The organism is Rathayibacter sp. PhB127 (genome assembly GCF_003751665.1).
Taxonomy (GTDB): domain Bacteria; phylum Actinomycetota; class Actinomycetes; order Actinomycetales; family Microbacteriaceae; genus Rathayibacter; species Rathayibacter festucae.
The window spans coordinates 1,242,369-1,259,950 of sequence record NZ_RKHW01000001.1; the positions used below are offsets into that span (position 1 = coordinate 1,242,369).

Here is a 17,582-nt window from a genome sequence, read left to right on the forward strand (position 1 = left end):
GGACGCCGGTCCCCGCCCGGCGTCCGCGCAGTCGGCTTCTCGGGGTGGTGCGTATCGCAGAGCGGGCCGCGGACGCCTAGCGCGATTCGCTGGCACGCGAATCGCGCCTCCGGCTGCACCCTGCGGCGTGCCCGCCGGAAGGCTGAGCTCTCCGGCATCCATGCTGGTCGAGTAGGGCACGCAGCTGGCGTATCGAGATCCACCAGCGTCAGCAGGACGAGTCTGCAGACCCGCTCTGCTGATGACGGTGGGTCTCGATACGCCGCGTTCCGCGGCTACTCGACCAGCATGTGCGCGGGAGGCGGGTGCGCCGTTCGGCGCTCCTTCTTGCTGGTCGAGTAGGGCGCGCAGCGGCCGTATCGAGACCGACGTGTCCGGTTCGGTGGGAAGCCCATGCTGATCGAGTAGGCCGCGCAGCTGGCGTATCGAGATCGACCAGCGTCAGCAGGACGAGTCTGCAGGCCCGTCCTGCTGGGGACGGTGGGTCTCGATACGCCCCTGCAAGGCTGCTCGACCAGCATGTGCGCGGGCGGAAAAGGCGCACTCGGCCGGGGGGCGGGTGGCGGCGGATACGATGGGGGGCATGCCTCGGATTCGACAGACGGATGTCGAGGAGGTCAAGGCCAGGGTCAACATCGCGGACGTGGTCGGCGAGTACGTCACCCTGAAGTCGGCGGGCGTCGGCTCGCTGAAGGGGCTCTGCCCGTTCCACGACGAGCGCAGCCCGAGCTTCCACGTGCGCCCCCAGGCCGGCTTCTACCACTGCTTCGGCTGCCAGGAGTCGGGCGACGTCTACAGCTTCGTCATGAAGATGGACCACACCTCGTTCAGCGAGACGGTCGAGCGGCTCGCCGGCCGCATCGGCTTCCCGCTGCAGTACGAGGAGGGCGGCGGCCAGGCTCCCGAGACCGGCGGACGCGCCCGGCTCATCGCCGCGAACAACGCCGCCGAGGAGTTCTTCCGCGAGCAGCTCGCGACCCCCGGCGCCGACGTCGGCCGCCGCTTCCTCGGTGAGCGCGGCTTCGACCGCGCCGCCGCCGACCGCTTCGGCGTCGGCTTCGCCCCCGACGGCTGGGACGGCCTGACCACCGCACTCAAGCGCCGCGGCTTCTCCGAGGAGGAGCTCACCACGGCGGGCCTCGTCAGCAGCAGCAACCGCGGCGGCGTCTACGACCGCTTCCGCGGCCGCCTCGTCTGGCCCATCCGCGACGTCACCGGGCAGACCGTCGGCTTCGGCGCGCGCCGCCTCCTCGAGGAGGACAAGGGCCCGAAGTACCTGAACACCCCCGAGTCGCCCGTCTACCACAAGTCGCAGGTCCTCTACGGGCTCGACCTGGCCAAGCGCGACATCTCCCGCGGCCACCGGGTCGTCGTCGTCGAGGGCTACACCGATGTGATGGCCTGCCACCTCGCCGGCGTCACGACCGCGGTCGCCACCTGCGGCACCTCCTTCGGCGTCGACCACATCAAGGTCCTGCGCCGCGTGCTCGGCGACGACAGCGGCGTCGGCGAGGTCGTCTTCACCTTCGACCCGGACGCCGCCGGCCAGAAGGCGGCGATGCGCGCCTTCCAGGAGGAGCACCGCTTCGCCGCGCAGACCTTCGTCGCCGTCGCGCCCGAGGGCCTCGACCCGTGCGACCTCCGCCTCAACCGCGGCGACGACGCCGTGCGCCGCCTCATCGACGACAAGAAGCCGATGTTCGAGTTCGTCATCCGGCAGCTGCTGGCCCGATACGACCTCGACACGGTCGAGGGCCGGATCGCCGCCCTGCGCGCCGCTGCGCCCGTCGTCGCCGAGATCCGCGACCCGGCGCTGCGCCCGGGCTACTCGCGCGAACTCGCCCGGATGCTCGGCCTGGACATGTCCGAGGTCAACTCCGCCGTCCGCTCCGCCGGCTCCCGCGCGCGCAACGCCCCGGGCGGCCGGGACGAGCGCCCGCAGGAGGACGCCCCGGAGGCTCCCGCCGGTGCCCGGATCGCCGACCTCCCCGTCGACGTCGTCACGCGGATCGAGCGCGAGGCGCTGATGGCCATGCTCCAGCTGCCCCAGGTGATGGGGGAGTCGCTGCTCGCCCGCGCCGCGCACGCCGCCGTCACGAACGAGACCCTCCGCGTCGTCCGCGACGCCGTCGTCGCCAACCTCGAGCGCGCGCAGGACCGCGACTGGGTCGAGCACGTCGCGGCCGACGTGCCCGGGCCGTTCGCCTCGCTCGTGCACCAGCTCGCCGTGGCGCCCATCCCGGCCGCCGACGAGGCCGGCCTCGCCCGCTACTCGAAGGACGTCGCGATCTCGCTGATCGAGCGCGACCTCCTGCGCGAGATCGCCGAGCTGCGCGGCGCCCTGCAGCGCGCCTCGACCGACCCGGTGCTCTCCCGCGCCGTGCAGGTCCGCCTGGTCGAGCTGGAGCGCGAGAAGCGCGCCCTGCGCACCGAATGAGGGCGCCGCGAGTGCCGCGTGCCCTCGATGAGGGACGTGTTGCAGTCGTGTGAAGAAAGCGCCGGACGGCCCGCGCCGGTTCGGAGAGCGCTTCCGCATGTGTTACCACTGAGGAACAGCAATGCGGGCGCTCAGCGTCGTGGCCCCCGTGCGCCCAGAGAACACCGTGCGCCTGAAGGACAGTGCGCCGGATCGACACCGCTCCGCACGGACCCCGTGCGCGACGGACTCTGCGCCGCGGGACCGCGTTCCACGCCGAGGTCCGCATCCGATTTCTGACAGGAAGAGGCAGACGGAGATGACATCCGGATTCACTCGCGGTTCGCGGGCACTCGGCACGGCAGCAGGCTTCGCCGCGGTCGCGCTCGTGCTTGCGGGCTGCTCCGCCGGCGGCGGGGACTCGACCGGCGGCGCGGCCGGCGGCACGCTCACCATCGGCACCACCGACAAGATCACCACGCTCGACCCCGCCGGTTCGTACGACAACGGCTCCTTCGCCGTGATGAACCAGGTGTTCCCGTTCCTGATGAACACCCCCTACGGCAGCCCGGACGTCGAGCCCGACATCGCAGAGTCGGCCGAGTTCACCGCGCCGACCGAGTACACGGTCACGCTCAAGGACGGCCTGAAGTGGGCCAACGGCCACGACCTGACCTCCTCGGACGTCAAGTTCTCCTTCGACCGCCAGGTCGCCATCGCGGCCGAGAACGGCCCGTCGTCGCTCCTCGCGAACCTCGACAGCGTCGCGGCGCCGGACGACACCACCGTCGTCTTCACGCTGAAGTCGGAGAACGACCAGACCTTCCCGCAGATCCTCTCGAGCCCCGCGGGCCCGATCGTGGACGAGGAGGTCTTCTCGGCCGACGAGCTGACCGCCGACGCGGACATCGTCTCGGGCGACGCCTTCGCCGGGCAGTACACGATCGCCAACTACGACGTGAACAACCTCATCCAGTACAAGGCCTACGACGACTACCAGGGCGTGCTCGGCGCGGCGAAGACGGGCACGATCAACGTCAAGTACTACGCGGACAGCTCGAACCTCAAGCTGGACATCCAGGAGGGCAACATCGACGTCGCGTACCGGAGCCTCTCCGCGACCGACGTCGAGGACCTCCGCGGGAACGACGCCGTCAAGGTCGTCGACGGTCCCGGCGGCGAGATCCGCTACATCGTCTTCAACTTCGACACGCAGCCGTTCGGCGCGACGACCGCCGAGGCCGACGCGGCCAAGGCGCTCGCCGTCCGCCAGGCCGCGGCCGATCTGATCGACCGCCAGGAGATCGCCGACCAGGTCTACAAGGGCACCTACACCCCGCTGTACTCCTACGTCCCCCAGGGCCTCACCGGCGCGACCGAGTCCCTCAAGGGCCTCTACGGCGACGGCCAGGGCGGTGTCGACGCCGACAAGGCGGCCGCCACGCTCCAGGCCGCGGGCGTCACCACCCCGGTCACCCTCAACCTGCAGTACTCGAACGACCACTACGGTCCGTCCTCGGGCGACGAGTACGCGCTGATCAAGGACCAGCTCGAGTCGACCGGCCTGTTCACCGTGAACCTGCAGACGACCGAGTGGGTCCAGTACTCCAAGGACCGCTCGAGCGACGTCTACCCGGCGTACCAGCTCGGCTGGTTCCCGGACTACTCCGACGCCGACAACTACCTGTCGCCGTTCTTCATCAAGGAGAACTTCCTCGCGAACCACTTCGACGACGCCGACGTGCAGAGCCTGATCGCCGAGCAGGTCTCCACCACCGACGCCGATGCGCGCACCGCGCTGATCGAGGAGATCCAGGACAAGGTCGCGGCGCAGCTGTCGACCCTGCCCTACCTCCAGGGCTCGCAGGTCGCGATCGTCGGCAGCACCGTGAGCGGAGCCGAGGACACCCTCGACGCCTCCTTCAAGTTCCGCTACGCGGCGCTCAGCAAGGGCTGATCCACCCCTCCGGCCGGCGCCTCCCCACCCGGGAGGCGCCGGCCGTTCTCCACGAAAGGCATCACGTGACGACAGCCACGACGGCTGCGGCGACGGCGCCCACCCGGCGACCGCGCGGCTCCGGAGGAGGACTCGGGCGCTATCTGCTCGTCCGCTTCCTGCTCATCATCCCGACCGTCTTCATCCTCGTGACGATGGTGTTCCTGCTCATGCGCTCGACGGGCGACCCGATCACCGCGGCGCTGGGCGGTCGGCTCACCGCCGACCAGCTGGCCGAGCGCGTGGCCGCCGCCGGCTACGACCGCCCGCTGATCGTGCAGTACCTCGAGTACCTCGGCAACCTGCTGCGCGGCGACTTCGGCACCACCCTGAGCGACAACCGCCCGGTCACCGAGGTGCTGGTCACCTACGGCGCCGCGACCGTCGAGCTCGCCTTCTACGCCCTGATCGTGGCGTTCCTGGTCGGCATCCCGCTCGGGATGCTCGCCGCCTACCACCGCGACCGCACGCCCGACGCGGTCCTGCGCATCTTCGCGATCCTCTGCTACGCGACCCCCGTCTTCTTCGCGGGGCTGCTGCTCAAGCTCGTCTTCTCGGTCTGGCTCAAGTGGTTCCCGGTCGCCGGCCGGGCGACGACGAACACCGAGCTCTCGCTGCAGTTCCTCGAGAACAAGACCGGCATCTACCTCATCGACGCGATCCAGACCGGCGACCCCGCCGCCGTGGGCGACGTGCTCTCGCACGCGGTCCTCCCGGCGATCGCGCTCGGCCTGCTGACCGCCGGCATCTTCCTCCGCCTCGTGCGCACCAACGTGATCGGCACCCTCGGCACCGACTACGTCGACGCCGCCCGCTCGCGCGGAGTGAGCGAGTTCCGCCTGGTCCGCACGCACGCCTACCGTCCGGCGCTCATCCCGATCATCACCGTCATCGGCCTGCAGATCGCCCTGCTGCTGGGCGGCGCGGTGCTCACCGAGACGACCTTCGAGTGGAAGGGCCTCGGCTTCCAGCTGGCCGAGTACCTCCAGGCGCGCGACTTCGTCGCCGTGCAGGGCATCGTCGCCCTGCTGGCCGTGATCGTGGCGCTGACCAACTTCATCGTCGACGTCATCGCGGCGCTCATCGACCCGCGAGTGAGGTACTGACCCATGAGCACCACCACTCCGGCGCGCCCGCGCCGCCGCCTCGTCGATCGGCTGCCGGTCGTCCACCAGCTCCGGCAGAGCGTGGGCCTGCAGCGCGGGATGCTCGTCACCGGTCTCGTGATCACCGGTGCGTTCCTCCTCGTCGCGGCCCTCGCCCCGCTGATCGCCCCCTACGGCTACTCGCAGCTGCGCACCGGCACCGAGTCGTTCGGCGCGCAGCAGCCGCCGAGTGCCGAGCACCTGCTCGGCACCACCGTCGGCGGCTACGACGTCCTCTCGCGCGTGATCTGGGGCGCGCAGACGGCGTTCCTCGTCATCGTCGTCGCCGTCGTGCTGTCGATCTTCCTCGGCGTCTTCCTCGGTCTCGTCTCCGGCTACCTCGGCGGCTGGCTCGACCGCGTGCTCGTCGTGATCTGCGACGCGATCTACGCCTTCCCGACCCTGCTGCTCGCGATCGTGATGTCGATCGTGATCTCCGGCGGGCAGTCGAACCTCTGGTCGGGCATCTTCGCCGCTGCGGTCTCGATCACGGTCGTCTACATCCCGCAGTACTTCCGGGTGATCCGGGCCGAGACGGTGCGGATCAAGGGCGACGCCTTCGTCGAGTCGGCGAAGGTCATCGGCGCCTCGACCCCGCGGATCATGTTCAAGCACGTGCTGCGGAACGCCACGCGCACGCTGCCGCTGATCTTCACGCTGAACTCGTCCGAGGCGATCCTCACCCTCGCGGGTCTGGGCTTCCTCGGCTTCGGCATCGAGCCGACCTCGGCCGCCGAGTGGGGCTACGACCTCAACAAGGCGCTGTCCGACGTGACCAGCGGCATCTGGTGGACCTCGGTCTTCCCGGGCCTGGCCATCGTCCTCGTCGTGCTCGGCATCACGCTGGTCGGCGAGAGCCTCAACGACCTCGCCGACCCGCGCCTGCGCGGCCGGCGCGCGGTGGCCGCCGGTTCCGGCGACGTCGCCGCGACGTCCGTCGTCCCGGGCGGTGCGCTCCCCGTGGACGGCCTGGAGACGCCGGGACACGATCCCGTCGCCGGAGTGGAGAAGACCCGATGAGCGTCCAGCGTCCCGCCGACAGCCGTCCCGCCGACGCGGGCTCCCGCCCGATCGTCGACATCCAGGACCTCGAGGTCGCCTTCGCGAGCGATCGCGGCGCCGTCCGCGCGGTGGCCGGCGTCAGCCTCCGGGTGGAGCGCGGCGAGGTGCTCGCCATCGTCGGCGAGTCCGGCAGCGGCAAGACCGTGACCGCCAAGACCATCCTCGGCCTGCTGCCCGAGACGGCGACGGCGTCCGGCGTCATCCTGCTCTCGAAGAAGGACGGCAGCTCGTCGACCGACGTCGTCTCGGTGCCGAAGTCGCGCCTGCGCGAGCTCCGCGGCACCGATGTCGCGATGGTCTTCCAGGAGCCCGGCACCGCCCTCAACCCGGTCTTCACCGTCGGCTGGCAGATCGCGGAGGGTCTGCGCGCGCACGCCTCGGTCTCGCGCAAGGACGCGCGCAAGCGCGCCATCGACGTCCTGCGCACGGTCGGCATCCCCGAGCCGGAGAAGCGGGTCGACTACTACCCGCACCAGTTCTCCGGCGGGCAGAAGCAGCGCGTCGTCATCGCGATGGCGCTCGTGCTCGACCCCGGCCTGATCGTCGCCGACGAGCCGACGACGGCCCTCGACGTGACGGTGCAGGCCGAGATCCTCGACCTGCTCCGCCGCTTCCGCGACGACTTCGGCACCTCGATCGTCCTGATCACCCACAACATGGGCGTCGTCGCCGATCTGGCCGATCGCGTCGCGGTGATGTACCAGGGCGAGCTGGTCGAGGAGGCGCCGGTCGCCGAGCTGTTCGCCGCTCCGAAGGCCGAGTACACCCGCAAGCTGCTCGCCGCCGTGCCGCACGTGGGCCAGGGCGTCGCCCGGGCGAAGGAGCGCGCCATCGAGCGCGCCGGCGCCCCGGAGGCGGAGACGCTCGTCCTCGCCGAGGACCTGCGGATCCAGTACCCCGGCCGCCTCGGCCGCCCCGGCTTCGTGGCCGTCGACGGTGTCTCCTTCCGCATCCGCGCGGGAGAGGTGCTCGGCCTGGTCGGCGAGAGCGGCTCGGGCAAGACGACCATCGGCCGGGCGATCGCGGGACTGACCACCGTCACCGGCGGCTCGCTGCGCGTGCTCGGCAAGGAGATGCGCGGCATCCGCGAGCGCGCCTTCCGTCCCGTCCGCGGCGACATCGGCTTCGTCTTCCAGGACCCGGCGTCGAGCTTCAACCCGCTGCTGACGATCGCCGAGTGCGTCGCCGAGCCGCTGATCGTGCACGGCCGCGCCCGCGACGCCGGTGCCGCCCGGAAGCGGGTCGACGAGCTGCTCGAGGCGGTGCAGCTGCCGCGCTCCTACGGCGACCGCTACCCGCACGAGCTCTCCGGCGGTCAGCGGCAGCGCGCGAGCCTCGCGCGCTCGCTCGCGCTCGAGCCGAAGCTGCTGATCGCCGACGAGCCGACCTCGGCGCTCGACGTCTCGGTGCAGGCGCGCGTGCTCGAGCTGTTCGCGGAGCTGCAGCGCGAGTTCGGCTTCGCCTCGCTCTTCATCAGCCACGACCTCGCCGTCGTCGACCTGCTCGCCGACCGGATCGCCGTGCTCTACCGCGGCGAGCTGGTCGAGGAGGGCACGGGCGAGGAGGTGCTGTCCGCGCCGAAGCACCCGTACACGCAGCGGCTGCTGGCCTCGCTGCCGGTGCCGAACCCGGGGGAGCAGGCCGAGCGCCGCGAGCTCCTGCGCAGCATCGTCGAGGCGGAGCGGAAGGCGTGAGCCGAGCCGCCGCCGCCTCGGCGCCCATCGTCGTCGACGACCTCAGCGTCGAGTACCCGCCGCGCGGCATCAGCGGGCGCTGGACCGCGCTGCGCGGGGTCAGCCTGCGCGTCGAGCCGGGCGAGGTGCTCGGCATCCTCGGCGGCAGCGGCTCCGGCAAGTCGACGCTGGCGCGCGTCCTCGGCGGCGAGGGTCTCGACGGCCCGGCCGGCGCCGGGGCGCGGACGCGGCCGGTGATCATCGGCGGCGAGGCCACCGTCTCCGGTCACCGCCTCCGCGGGATGCCCGCCCGCGAGATCAAGCGCTTCACCTTCGACGTCGCGCACCTGGCGCAGGACGCCGGCGCGGTGCTGCGCCCGGAGCTGACCGTCTCCGAGCTGATCGCCGAGCCGATCTTCCTCCGCGACCGGCACTACGACCCGAAGAGCGCGGCGGTGCGGGTGGCGACGCTGCTCGACTCCGTGCACCTGCCGCTGTTCCTGCTCGACCGCTTCCCCTACGAGCTCTCCAGCGGTCAACGGCAGCGCGTCGCGATCGCGCGCGCCCTCGTCCTCGGCCCGAAGGTGCTGATCGCCGACGAGCCGACCTCCGGCATCGACGCGACCGTCCGCGAGTCGATCGTGGACCTGCTCACCGACCTGCGGCGGCAGGAGGGCTTCGCCGCGGTCGTCGTGAGCCACGACATCGACGTCCTCAGCCGGGCCACCGACCGAATCGCCGTGCTGGTCGAGGGCGAGGTGGTCGCCTACGGCCCGCTGCTCGAGGTGCTGAACGACTCCCGGCACCCGTACGTCCGCGAGCTCGGCGCCGCCTTCGCGGAGTTCGAGCGCTTCGACGCCTCCCGCGCCGCGCGCACGGCGCCCGCGGAGGAGGCCGGATGAGCGCGCCGCGCGTCGCGGTCCTGCCCCGGCCGAAGCAGATCTTCACCGACGCGATCGAGGCCGGCGGCGGCTCCGTCGTCGGTGTCGAGGACGCGGAGGCGCTGCTCTGGCTCTCCTACGGCCGCACCGACGAGCTCGCCGGGGTCCTCGCCGAGCACCCGGGCCTCCGCTGGGTGCAGCTGCCCTGGGCGGGGGTCGACGTGTTCGCGCCCGTGCTGCGGAGCACCGGGCATCGAGGGCTGCGCTGGACGAGCGCGAAGGGCGCCTACGCCGAGCCGGTCGCCGAGCACGCCCTCGCGCTGACCCTCGCACTGCTGCGCTCGCTGCCCGAGCGCGCCCGCGCCGACTCCTGGGGAGCGAAGCGCGCCAGGACCCTGCACCGCGCGCGAGTCGTCGTCGTGGGCGCGGGCGGCATCTCCGTGGAGCTCCTGCGGCTGCTGAGCGTCTTCGACGCGCACGTCACCGTGGTGCGCCGGAGCGCCGCGGAGGTGTCCGGAGCCGACCGCACGGTCACCGCGGACCAGCTGCCCGACGTGGTCGCCGACGCCGACGTCCTCGTGCTCGCGGCCGCCGCGACCGACGGCACCGCCCGGCTGGTCGACGCCGCGCTGCTGCGGCGGCTGCCGGCCGAGGCCGTGCTGGTCAACGTCGCCCGGGGGAGCCTCGTCGACACCGACGCCCTCGTGACCGCCCTCGCGGAGGGACGGCTCGCCGGGGCCGCCCTCGACGTCACCGACCCGGAGCCGCTGCCCGACGGGCACCCGCTCTGGAGCGAGCCGCGCTGCCTGATCACCCCGCACTCCGCGGACACCCCGGAGATGACGACGCCGCTGCTCGCCGAGCGGGTCCGCGCGAACGTCGCCGCCTTCGCCGCGGGCCGCGAACTGCTCGGCGTCGTCGACCCGGCGCTCGGCTACTGATCCAGGATTTGGAGTTCGCGCAGACTTTGCTAAAGTAGTCACGCGCTGTTCGCCTCCGGGTGAGCGGATGATCCTCGATAGCTCAATTGGCAGAGCAATCGGCTGTTAACCGGTAGGTTCTTGGTTCGAGTCCAAGTCGGGGAGCGAAGGGCCTGGGACTCCACTCCTGGGCCCTTTTTCGTGCCCTCGAGGCGGTCCTCCGGGCCCGGTCTCCGCGCCTCGTTCCCTGCGTGCTCACCGGCCGGCCGTGCTCTCTGCCACGACCCCGACCGGAGCCACCATGCGCGACGACGTCCTCGACCTCCTCCGCCGCCGGCCCGACGTCGAGGCCCCCGACCTCGTCGCGGTCGACGCGAGCGACCGCCTCCTCCTCGACCTCGCCGCGGGGCACTCCCGGGTCGCCGTCGTCGGCGACGCCTTCGGCGCGCTGACGCTGGCCCTCGCCGCCGACGGCGTGGCGGTCTCCTCCGCCCAGGACTCGATCGTCGCCGAGCGGGCCCTCGCCGCCAACGCCGAGGCGGTCCGCGCCGCCGGCATCGAGCTCGCGCCCTTCACGATCGCCGACTCGATCGCCGACGCGGTCGAGGGCGCCGAGATCGTGCTGCTGCGCCTCCCGCGCTCGCTCGACGCGCTGGCCGCCGTCGCGGCCGAGGTCGCGCTCGCGAACCCCGCCGCGCAGCTCATCGGCGCCGGCCGGATCAAGCACATGTCGCTCGGCATGAACGAGGTCCTGGCCCGCCGCTACGACCGGATCGACGTCAGCCTCGCCCGGCAGAAGTCGCGGGCGCTCCTCGCGAGCGAGGCGAAGGCGGAGCAGCCCGCTGCTGCCGGTGCGGAGCGCCGCCGTCTCGAGGCGCACGGGCTCGAGATCGTCGCACTGCCCGGCGTCTTCGCCGGGGCCAAGCTCGACCTCGGCACGCGGGCGCTGCTCGCCGCGCTCGACCTGGCCGCGCTGCCCGGGGGAGTCGCGGTCGACCTCGGCTGCGGCTCCGGAGTGCTCGCCGCGTCGCTCGCGCTCGCCCGCCCGGACCTCGACGTGATCGCCACCGACAGCTCCCGCGCCGCCGTGGAGTCCGCCGGCGCCACCGCCGAGGCGAACGGCCTGGGCGACCGCATCCGGCTGCTCCGCGACGACAACGCCTCCACGATCGCCGACGGCTCGGTCGACGTGGTGCTCTGCAACCCGCCGTTCCACTCCGACGGCGCGGTGACCGACCTCGTCGCGCGCCGGATGATCGCGGCCGCCGGCCGCATCCTCCGCCCCGGCGGCGAGCTGTGGACGGTGTTCAACTCGCACCTCGCGCACCCGGCCGAGCTGCGCCGCTCCGTCGGGCCGACCAAGATCATCGAGCGCAGCGCGAAGTTCACCGTCGCGCGCAGCCGCCGCGAGGGCTGAGCACTCACCCGAGTCGGGAGGGACGACCGCAAGCCCCCGCCGCGCCTCCGGCTCCGGCGCCCGCTCCCGGGTACGATCGCTCTCCGGCGTCCCCCGCGCCGTTCCCTGATGCCCCGGAGGCCGTCGTGCTCGAAGTCGTCCTCGTCCTCGCCCTGATCGTCGCGGCGGGGGCGATCGTCCTGTGGCGCCGCTCCGCCGCCGCTGAGCGCCGCGCGCTCGACAGCCGGGCCGAGGAGACGTCGCGCGCCGTCGCCCTCGAGCTGTCGGTCCGCGAGCAGGAGGCGCGGCTGCGCATCGTCGGCGAGCTCGAGCAGCTCGCCGTCCGCGCCGCCTCGAAGGTGGTCGAGGAGGCCGAGAGCGTGCGCCTCACCATCGACCGCGATCCCGCCGCCGCCTCGCGCTCCGCGGGCCGAGCCGTCAGCGCCGCGGAGGCGTCGCTCGCTCAGCTGCGCCGCATCGCGACGGTCGCCGCGGTCGATCCCCGCGAGCTCCCCGCGACCGGCGGGACGGACGCCCTCATCGAGAGCGCCCGCGAGCGCGGCCTGGTCGTCCGGGAGGAGACCTTCGGCGAGCCGTTCCCGCTGCAGGACGGCGCGGACGTCGCCGTGATGCGCGTGCTCGAGTACGCCTTCGACGAGGCCCTCGAGTCCGGCGGCACCGGCACCGAGCTGCGGATCACCTCCCGCTGGACCGCCACCGGCCTGCGCGTCGAGGTCGACGACGACCGCGAGCGCCACGCCGGCGCGGAGTCCGACGCGAGCGCCGTCGACGCCGACCTGCATGCGCTGACCGACCGGATCGACAGCCCCGCGCTCTCGGAGCTGCGTGAGCGGGCCGGCCTCTTCGGCGGCGACGTCGTCGAGAAGCGCACGCCCGGCGTCGGCCGCAGCGTCACCGCGTCGTTCCCGACCGTGCGCCACCACAACGGCGTGCACGGCGTCGACCTGGCCTAGGTCCGGGACCGCCGGCCGGGAAGCGGAGCGGAGTCGGGGTGCCTGGGAGGCTCAGTCCTCGAGGTGCTCGACGCCCGGGGTCCAGGAGACGCCGGGGACACCCCAGCCGCGCTTGCGGGTGATCTTCGCGACGGGCTTGGCGTACTCGTGCTCGAGGCGGTCCGTGTAGAGGACGCCGTCGAGGTGGTCGAACTCGTGCTGGAAGACGCGGGCGAACCAGCCGTCCGCTTCGATCTCGAACGGCGTGCCGTCGAGGTCGACCGCGCGCAGGATCGCGCGCTCGGAGCGCCGCAGCGGGAAGCGCTCGCCGGGGAACGACAGGCAGCCCTCGGACTCGGTGTCCTCGTCGGCCTCGCCGAGCGGCGTCGGCGTGACGAAGAGCTCGGGGTTGATCGCGACACCGCGGCGGGGAGTGCCGTCGTCGGCCTCGTAGTCGTAGACGAAGAGCCGCAGCGGCACGCCGACCTGCGGTCCGGCCAGTCCGACGCCGGGCGCCGTGTCCATCGTCTGGAACATGTCCGCGACGAGCGTGCGGAGCGTGTCGTCGAACTCGGTGACGGGGGCGGCGGGGGAGTGCAGGACGGGGTCGCCGGCGATGCGGATGGGGAGGACGGCCATGAGGATCAGGGTATCGCGGGCCCTGCAGGCGGCCGTCCTGACCGTCATCCGCTGGTTAGCCGAGGTCCCCCGTGCGTCGGAGGATGCGCGGATCGAATCTGGGTAGGGTCGTCCCCATGCCCACTGATCTCACTGAATTGGCGGATCAGTTCACCCTCGATCCCGCGCAGTTCATCGGCATCCCGATCGCGCTGATCGGTGCGGTCTTCCTCTCGCTCGGAGCGCAGTTCCAGCACCGCGGAGTCGTCAAGGTCGAGCGCTTCTCGAAGCGCTCCGGGTCGAGCGGACTCAGCGGCGGGCAGCTCTTCGCGCTGCTGTCGCGGCCGTCCTGGGTGATCGGCACGCTGATGCTCGCGCTCGCGATCGTCTTCCAGCTCACCAGCCTCGGCTTCTCACCGCTCATCGTCGTCCAGCCGCTGGGCGCGGTCGCGCTCGTCATCACGGCGATCGTCAACGCCCGGGTGAGCAAGGTGCGGCTGAACCCGTCCTCGATCCGGGCGATCGTCCTCTGCGTCGGCGGTGTCGGCCTGTTCGTCCTCGTCGCGGCGTTCAATGCAGTGGACAAGTCCATCCAGACCTCGCAGCTGATCACCATCCTGGTGATCCTCGCGGTCGTGCTGACGATCTTCGTGATCGCCTTCCGCGTCTTCCGCAAGAAGGCCCGCGCGATCTTCTACATCCTCGGCGCCGGCGTCGTCTACGGCTTCGTCGCCACCCTCGCGAAGGTCGTCCTCAACCGGATCAAGTTCGGCGAGTTCGACCCGCTGACCGTCGTCTGCATCGTGGCGCTCCTGGCCGCCACCGCGCTCGGCGGCTACTTCGTGCAGAACGCCTACGCCTCCGGCCCGCCGGACCTCGTCGTCGCCGGCCTGACCGTCGTCGACCCGCTGGTCGCCGTGGCGATCGGCATCATCGTCCTCGGCGAGGCGCAGTACGCGGCGCCGTGGGCGATCCCGCTCTTCATCGCGGCGGGAGTGGTCGCCATCTGGGGCGTCTTCCTCCTCGCGAAGCACCACCCGCAGGCCCGCTGAGCCGCCCGACGCGAGGCGCCGCAATCCCGGGTTCCGGCGCTCTCCGCGCCTACACTGGGACCGCTTCGAGACGCCGTGCACCCGCCCGAACCCACGCCGATCGCTCCACTCCCTCGAGCGACACGACATCGTTAGGACCCACTCCGTGTCAGATCCCCGCGACGCGTCACGCCCCGAGTCGTCGACCGGCGACTCCGCTCCGGCGGACGCCGCCCGCCGCCCGCTGACCGTCGTGATCGGCTGCGACACCTTCGCGCCGGACGTCAACGGAGCCGCCAAGTTCGCCGAGCGCCTCGCCGCCGGCCTGCAGGCGCGCGGCCACGAGGTGCACGTCGTCGCCCCGTCCGCCGACGGCTGGAGCGGCACCCGCGTCGAGGACCACGAGGGCCAGCGGATCATCGTGCACCGCCTTTTCAGCCTCCGGTGGCCCCCGCACGACTGGCTGCGCTTCGCGATGCCGTGGCGCATCCGCCAGAACAGCGCGCGGATCCTCGACGAGGTGAAGCCCGACGTCGTGCACTTCCAGTCCCACGTCATCGTCGGCCGCGGCCTCGGCCAGGAGGCCGCCAAGCGCGGCATCCGCATCATCGGCACCAACCACTTCATGCCCGAGAACATGCTCGAGTTCACGCTCCTGCCCAAGGCCGCCCAGGCGAAGGCCGTGGCGATGGCCTGGCGGGCCGCCCGCCGCACCTTCGGCCGCGCGGAGGCCGTCACGACGCCGACCCGCAAGGCCGCGCAGTTCCTCGAGAAGTACACCGGGCTGCAGGGCGTGCGTGCGATCTCCTGCGGCATCGACGCCGACAACTACACGCCCGACTTCACCCCGCGCACCGCCAACCGCATCCTCTTCGTGGGGCGCGTCACCGGCGAGAAGCACATCGACGTCCTGCTCCGCGCGGTCTCGCTGCTGGACCCGTCGCTGGATGCGCAGCTCGAGATCGTCGGCGGCGGCGACCAGATGCGCAACCTCCAGCAGCTCGCCACCACCCTCGGCATCGCCGACCGCGTCCACTTCACCGGCTACGTCTCCGACGCCGAGCTGAAGCAGGCGTACAGCCGGGCGACCGTCTTCGCGATGCCCTCCATCGCCGAGCTGCAGAGCATCGCCACCATGGAGGCGATGGCCTCGGCCCTTCCCGTGGTCGCCGCCGACGCGATGGCCCTCCCGCACCTCGTCCACGAGGGCGAGAACGGCCACCTCTTCGAGCCCGGCAACGCGCAGGCCCTCGCCGACGGTCTCACCGACGTCCTGACGGCCGACCCCGAGCGCCTCGAGGCCCTCAAGCGCAGCTCGCTCCGCATCGTCGCCGCGCACGACATCAACCGCACGATCAGCACTTTCGAGAGCCTGTATCGTGGGGAGCCGGTGGCCGATCCGGCCGCCGACGCAGCGTCCGCTCCGGCAGGCCGAGCCGCCTCCTGACGGCCCGCCCCGCCCGCTCCGGGCGCCGCGGGGCGTTAGCTCAGCCGGTCAGAGCAGCGGACTCATAATCCGTCGGTCACGGGTTCAAGTCCCGTACGCCCTACTTCCGTCCCGTCGCGGTCACCCCGCCGGTCCGTGCCCCGACTCCGCAGAAGTCGTCGTACTCGCGCGCTGCCTACGACAACTTCTGCGCACTCGACGCGACCTCGCCGTCGGTCCCCGCCGCGCATACGCAGAAGTCGTCGTACTCGGGCGGCGAGTACGACGACTTCTGCGGAGTGAGCGGAGATGGGGGTGTCGCGGCGCTCCGTTACTGTCGTGATGTGGACACGCCTACTGCGCTCGTCGTTCTCTATGCCGCCGCCGGTCTTCTGAGCACGCTGCTTTTTGCGCTCTTCTGGTACTGGATCGTTCGCTTGGCAGTGACCCACGGATTGCGTTCGCACTCGTACTGGCTTCGGCGACAACGCGCCGCTTCGGCCCGGGTCGATGCCATTAACGCGACGAGTACTGCAGAGATCGACCTTCCTTCGGAACTCCGATAGCGGAAAGCTCTACTGCAGCTCAAGGCGAAGTCCGAGCGGCAGCGGCCTTCCGGACTCGGAGTGCACTTCAGCGACGGTGCCCTCCGATTCGCCTCTCCGTGTGAAGCGGATCTCTCTCCTCGAATGCCGCTCTGCCGCGCACTGCACTGCGGCAGGAAGGAAGACACTCTCTGGCAAACTGCTTGGACATCGTGTCGCAAGGAGATCCTCATGCCGCTCACTTTCACTGCCATCGACTTCGAGACCGCGAACGAGCAGCGGGCCTCGGCCTGTGCTGTCGGCGTGGCACAGGTGACGAACGGGGTCGTCACCTATCGGGCCTCGACGAGGATCCGCCCGCTGACGGGCGACACCTTCTCGATGCGGAACACGTCGATCCACGGACTGACGTGGGAGGACTGCGCAGGAGCCCCGGAGTGGCCGGCCGTCTCGGAATGGATCGGGCAGGTCGTCCGCGATGCGCCGATCGTCGCTCATAACGCGTCCTTCGAGAAGGGAGTCTTCACAGCTACCAATTCTCTCGCGGGGATGGACCGCCCGACGCCGGACCTGCTGTGCTCTGTGGCGCTCTCGAAAGCCCACCTCGTTCTCGACTCCTACCGGCTCCCTGCCGTCGCGCGGCACCTGGGGGTGCGGCTCGACGACCATCACGATGCCGAGGCGGATGCCGTCGCGAGTGCGGAGGTCGTGTTGGCGATAGCTCGGAGGACGATGCGCGATGATGTCGCTCATCTCTGGGAGGAGACGCGAGCGGCGAAGAGAGCTGTACCGGCCGCGCGTCACTACGTCCGGCTGGCGGATCTTCCTCAGGCCAGCTCGAGCGCTGACCCGGACAGTCCTCTGCTCGGAGAGGTCGTCGTCTTCTCCGGCGAGATCGAAGGAATCCCGCGAAAGGAGGCGCAATCGCTGGTCGCGCGCTTCGGTGCGACCGTGGGGTCGAACGTGACGAAGAAGACGACTCTCGTCGTGCAAGGGGTCTTCGGCCCGGGTGAGTTGAAGCCGGGCGAGACGGTGAGCGCGAAGATCCTGAAGGCGCGCGAGCTGGCGTCGAAGGGTCAGCGCGTCGAGGTCATCGACCAGGCGGCCTTCCTCGATCTCCTGCGCTCGGTGGGAGCGGTGCTCTGACCTGGAGCAGCGCGGCGAACCGTCCGCGATCAGTGCGCGTGCCGGTACACCTGTGCTCGCTCACTTGCGCGAGTACGCAGAAGTCGGCGTACTCGGGCGCCGAGTACGCCAACTTCTGCGGAGTGGACGGAGTGGACGGAGTGGCGGGCGTCAGGCGTCCGGGCGGGACTTCTTCAGGCGGGACTTCGCGGCGCGCTCGGTGAGAACGGAGAGGTAGTCCTGGACCGGGCGGTCGGCGAGGGAGTCGAGCTCCGTCTGGACGGCCGACTCCACCTCGGCGGCGGGGCGGTCGGGGAAGCGGGTGCGCAGGCGCGCGGACACTTCGGAGACGATCTGGTCGAGGTTCACTTCAGCGGTCACGGGCGGATCTTCCT

Annotated in this window: 14 protein-coding genes and 2 tRNA genes; 14 read left to right on the plus strand and 2 right to left on the minus strand. The window is 71.4% G+C overall.

What is annotated here, in order from left to right; genetic code table 11:
* The first annotated feature begins 583 nt into the window (after positions 1–583).
* The 10 genes from dnaG to EDF22_RS06005 all read left to right on the plus strand — a co-directional run bounded on the left by dnaG (position 584) and on the right by EDF22_RS06005 (position 12,463).
* Positions 584–2,437 (plus strand): DNA primase, encoded by a 1,854-nt coding sequence (gene dnaG, locus EDF22_RS05960; protein ID WP_123445638.1) that lies wholly within the window; start codon positions 584–586, stop codon positions 2,435–2,437.
* A gap of 298 nt (positions 2,438–2,735) precedes the next feature.
* Positions 2,736–4,373 (plus strand): ABC transporter substrate-binding protein, encoded by a 1,638-nt coding sequence (locus tag EDF22_RS05965; protein WP_123703130.1) that lies wholly within the window; start codon positions 2,736–2,738, stop codon positions 4,371–4,373.
* Positions 4,374–4,438: 65 nt separating this feature from the next.
* Positions 4,439–5,518: an ABC transporter permease gene (locus EDF22_RS05970; protein WP_123703132.1), complete on the plus strand. Its 1,080-nt coding sequence runs from the start codon at positions 4,439–4,441 to the stop codon at positions 5,516–5,518.
* Positions 5,519–5,521: 3 nt separating this feature from the next.
* A complete protein-coding gene (locus tag EDF22_RS05975) occupies positions 5,522–6,577 on the plus strand; it encodes an ABC transporter permease (protein ID WP_123703134.1) in 1,056 nt (351 codons plus the stop codon).
* On the plus strand, positions 6,574–8,313 hold the full coding sequence (locus EDF22_RS05980; RefSeq protein WP_123703136.1) for an ABC transporter ATP-binding protein: 1,740 nt from the start codon (positions 6,574–6,576) through the stop codon (positions 8,311–8,313). Before EDF22_RS05975 ends, EDF22_RS05980 begins: the two co-directional genes overlap by 4 nt.
* On the plus strand, positions 8,310–9,194 hold the full coding sequence (locus EDF22_RS05985; RefSeq protein WP_243646352.1) for an ATP-binding cassette domain-containing protein: 885 nt from the start codon (positions 8,310–8,312) through the stop codon (positions 9,192–9,194). The genes EDF22_RS05980 and EDF22_RS05985 overlap by 4 nt, the downstream gene beginning before the upstream one ends.
* Positions 9,191–10,114 carry a D-isomer specific 2-hydroxyacid dehydrogenase family protein gene (locus EDF22_RS05990; protein WP_123703138.1) on the plus strand — a complete coding sequence of 308 codons (924 nt, stop codon included), beginning with the start codon at positions 9,191–9,193 and terminating at the stop codon, positions 10,112–10,114. Before EDF22_RS05985 ends, EDF22_RS05990 begins: the two co-directional genes overlap by 4 nt.
* Before the next feature lie 71 nt (positions 10,115–10,185).
* Positions 10,186–10,258, plus strand: a tRNA-Asn gene (locus EDF22_RS05995).
* A 136-nt stretch (positions 10,259–10,394) separates the two neighbouring features.
* Positions 10,395–11,510 carry a class I SAM-dependent methyltransferase gene (locus EDF22_RS06000; protein WP_123703139.1) on the plus strand — a complete coding sequence of 372 codons (1,116 nt, stop codon included), beginning with the start codon at positions 10,395–10,397 and terminating at the stop codon, positions 11,508–11,510.
* Between the two features lie 125 nt (positions 11,511–11,635).
* Positions 11,636–12,463 carry a hypothetical protein gene (locus tag EDF22_RS06005; RefSeq protein WP_123703140.1) on the plus strand — a complete coding sequence of 276 codons (828 nt, stop codon included), beginning with the start codon at positions 11,636–11,638 and terminating at the stop codon, positions 12,461–12,463.
* Between the two features lie 51 nt (positions 12,464–12,514).
* Here the strand turns inward: EDF22_RS06005 and def are convergent, their stop codons facing one another.
* The gene (gene def, locus EDF22_RS06010) at positions 12,515–13,081 is read right to left on the minus strand and encodes a peptide deformylase (RefSeq protein WP_123703141.1); all 567 of its coding nucleotides are present in this window, start codon (positions 13,079–13,081) and stop codon (positions 12,515–12,517) included.
* Positions 13,082–13,197: 116 nt separating this feature from the next.
* On the opposite strand from def, the gene EDF22_RS06015 reads away from it, so the two are divergent.
* The 4 genes from EDF22_RS06015 (at position 13,198) to EDF22_RS06030 (ending at position 17,208) form a co-directional block, all read left to right on the plus strand.
* A complete protein-coding gene (locus EDF22_RS06015) occupies positions 13,198–14,112 on the plus strand; it encodes a DMT family transporter (protein WP_123703142.1) in 915 nt (304 codons plus the stop codon).
* 145 nt (positions 14,113–14,257) lie between these two features.
* Positions 14,258–15,538, plus strand: coding sequence for a glycosyltransferase (locus EDF22_RS06020; RefSeq protein ID WP_397459889.1), 1,281 nt, complete (start codon positions 14,258–14,260; stop codon positions 15,536–15,538).
* 29 nt (positions 15,539–15,567) lie between these two features.
* A tRNA-Ile gene (locus tag EDF22_RS06025) sits at positions 15,568–15,641 on the plus strand.
* 652 nt (positions 15,642–16,293) lie between these two features.
* On the plus strand, positions 16,294–17,208 hold the full coding sequence (locus EDF22_RS06030) for an exonuclease domain-containing protein (protein ID WP_185038759.1): 915 nt from the start codon (positions 16,294–16,296) through the stop codon (positions 17,206–17,208).
* A 150-nt stretch (positions 17,209–17,358) separates the two neighbouring features.
* Here EDF22_RS06030 and EDF22_RS06035 read toward each other — a convergent pair whose 3' ends face one another.
* Complete coding sequence (locus EDF22_RS06035; RefSeq protein ID WP_148059123.1) at positions 17,359–17,568, minus strand: three-helix bundle dimerization domain-containing protein; 210 nt, start codon at positions 17,566–17,568, stop codon at positions 17,359–17,361.
* Between the last annotated feature and the right edge of the window lie 14 nt (positions 17,569–17,582).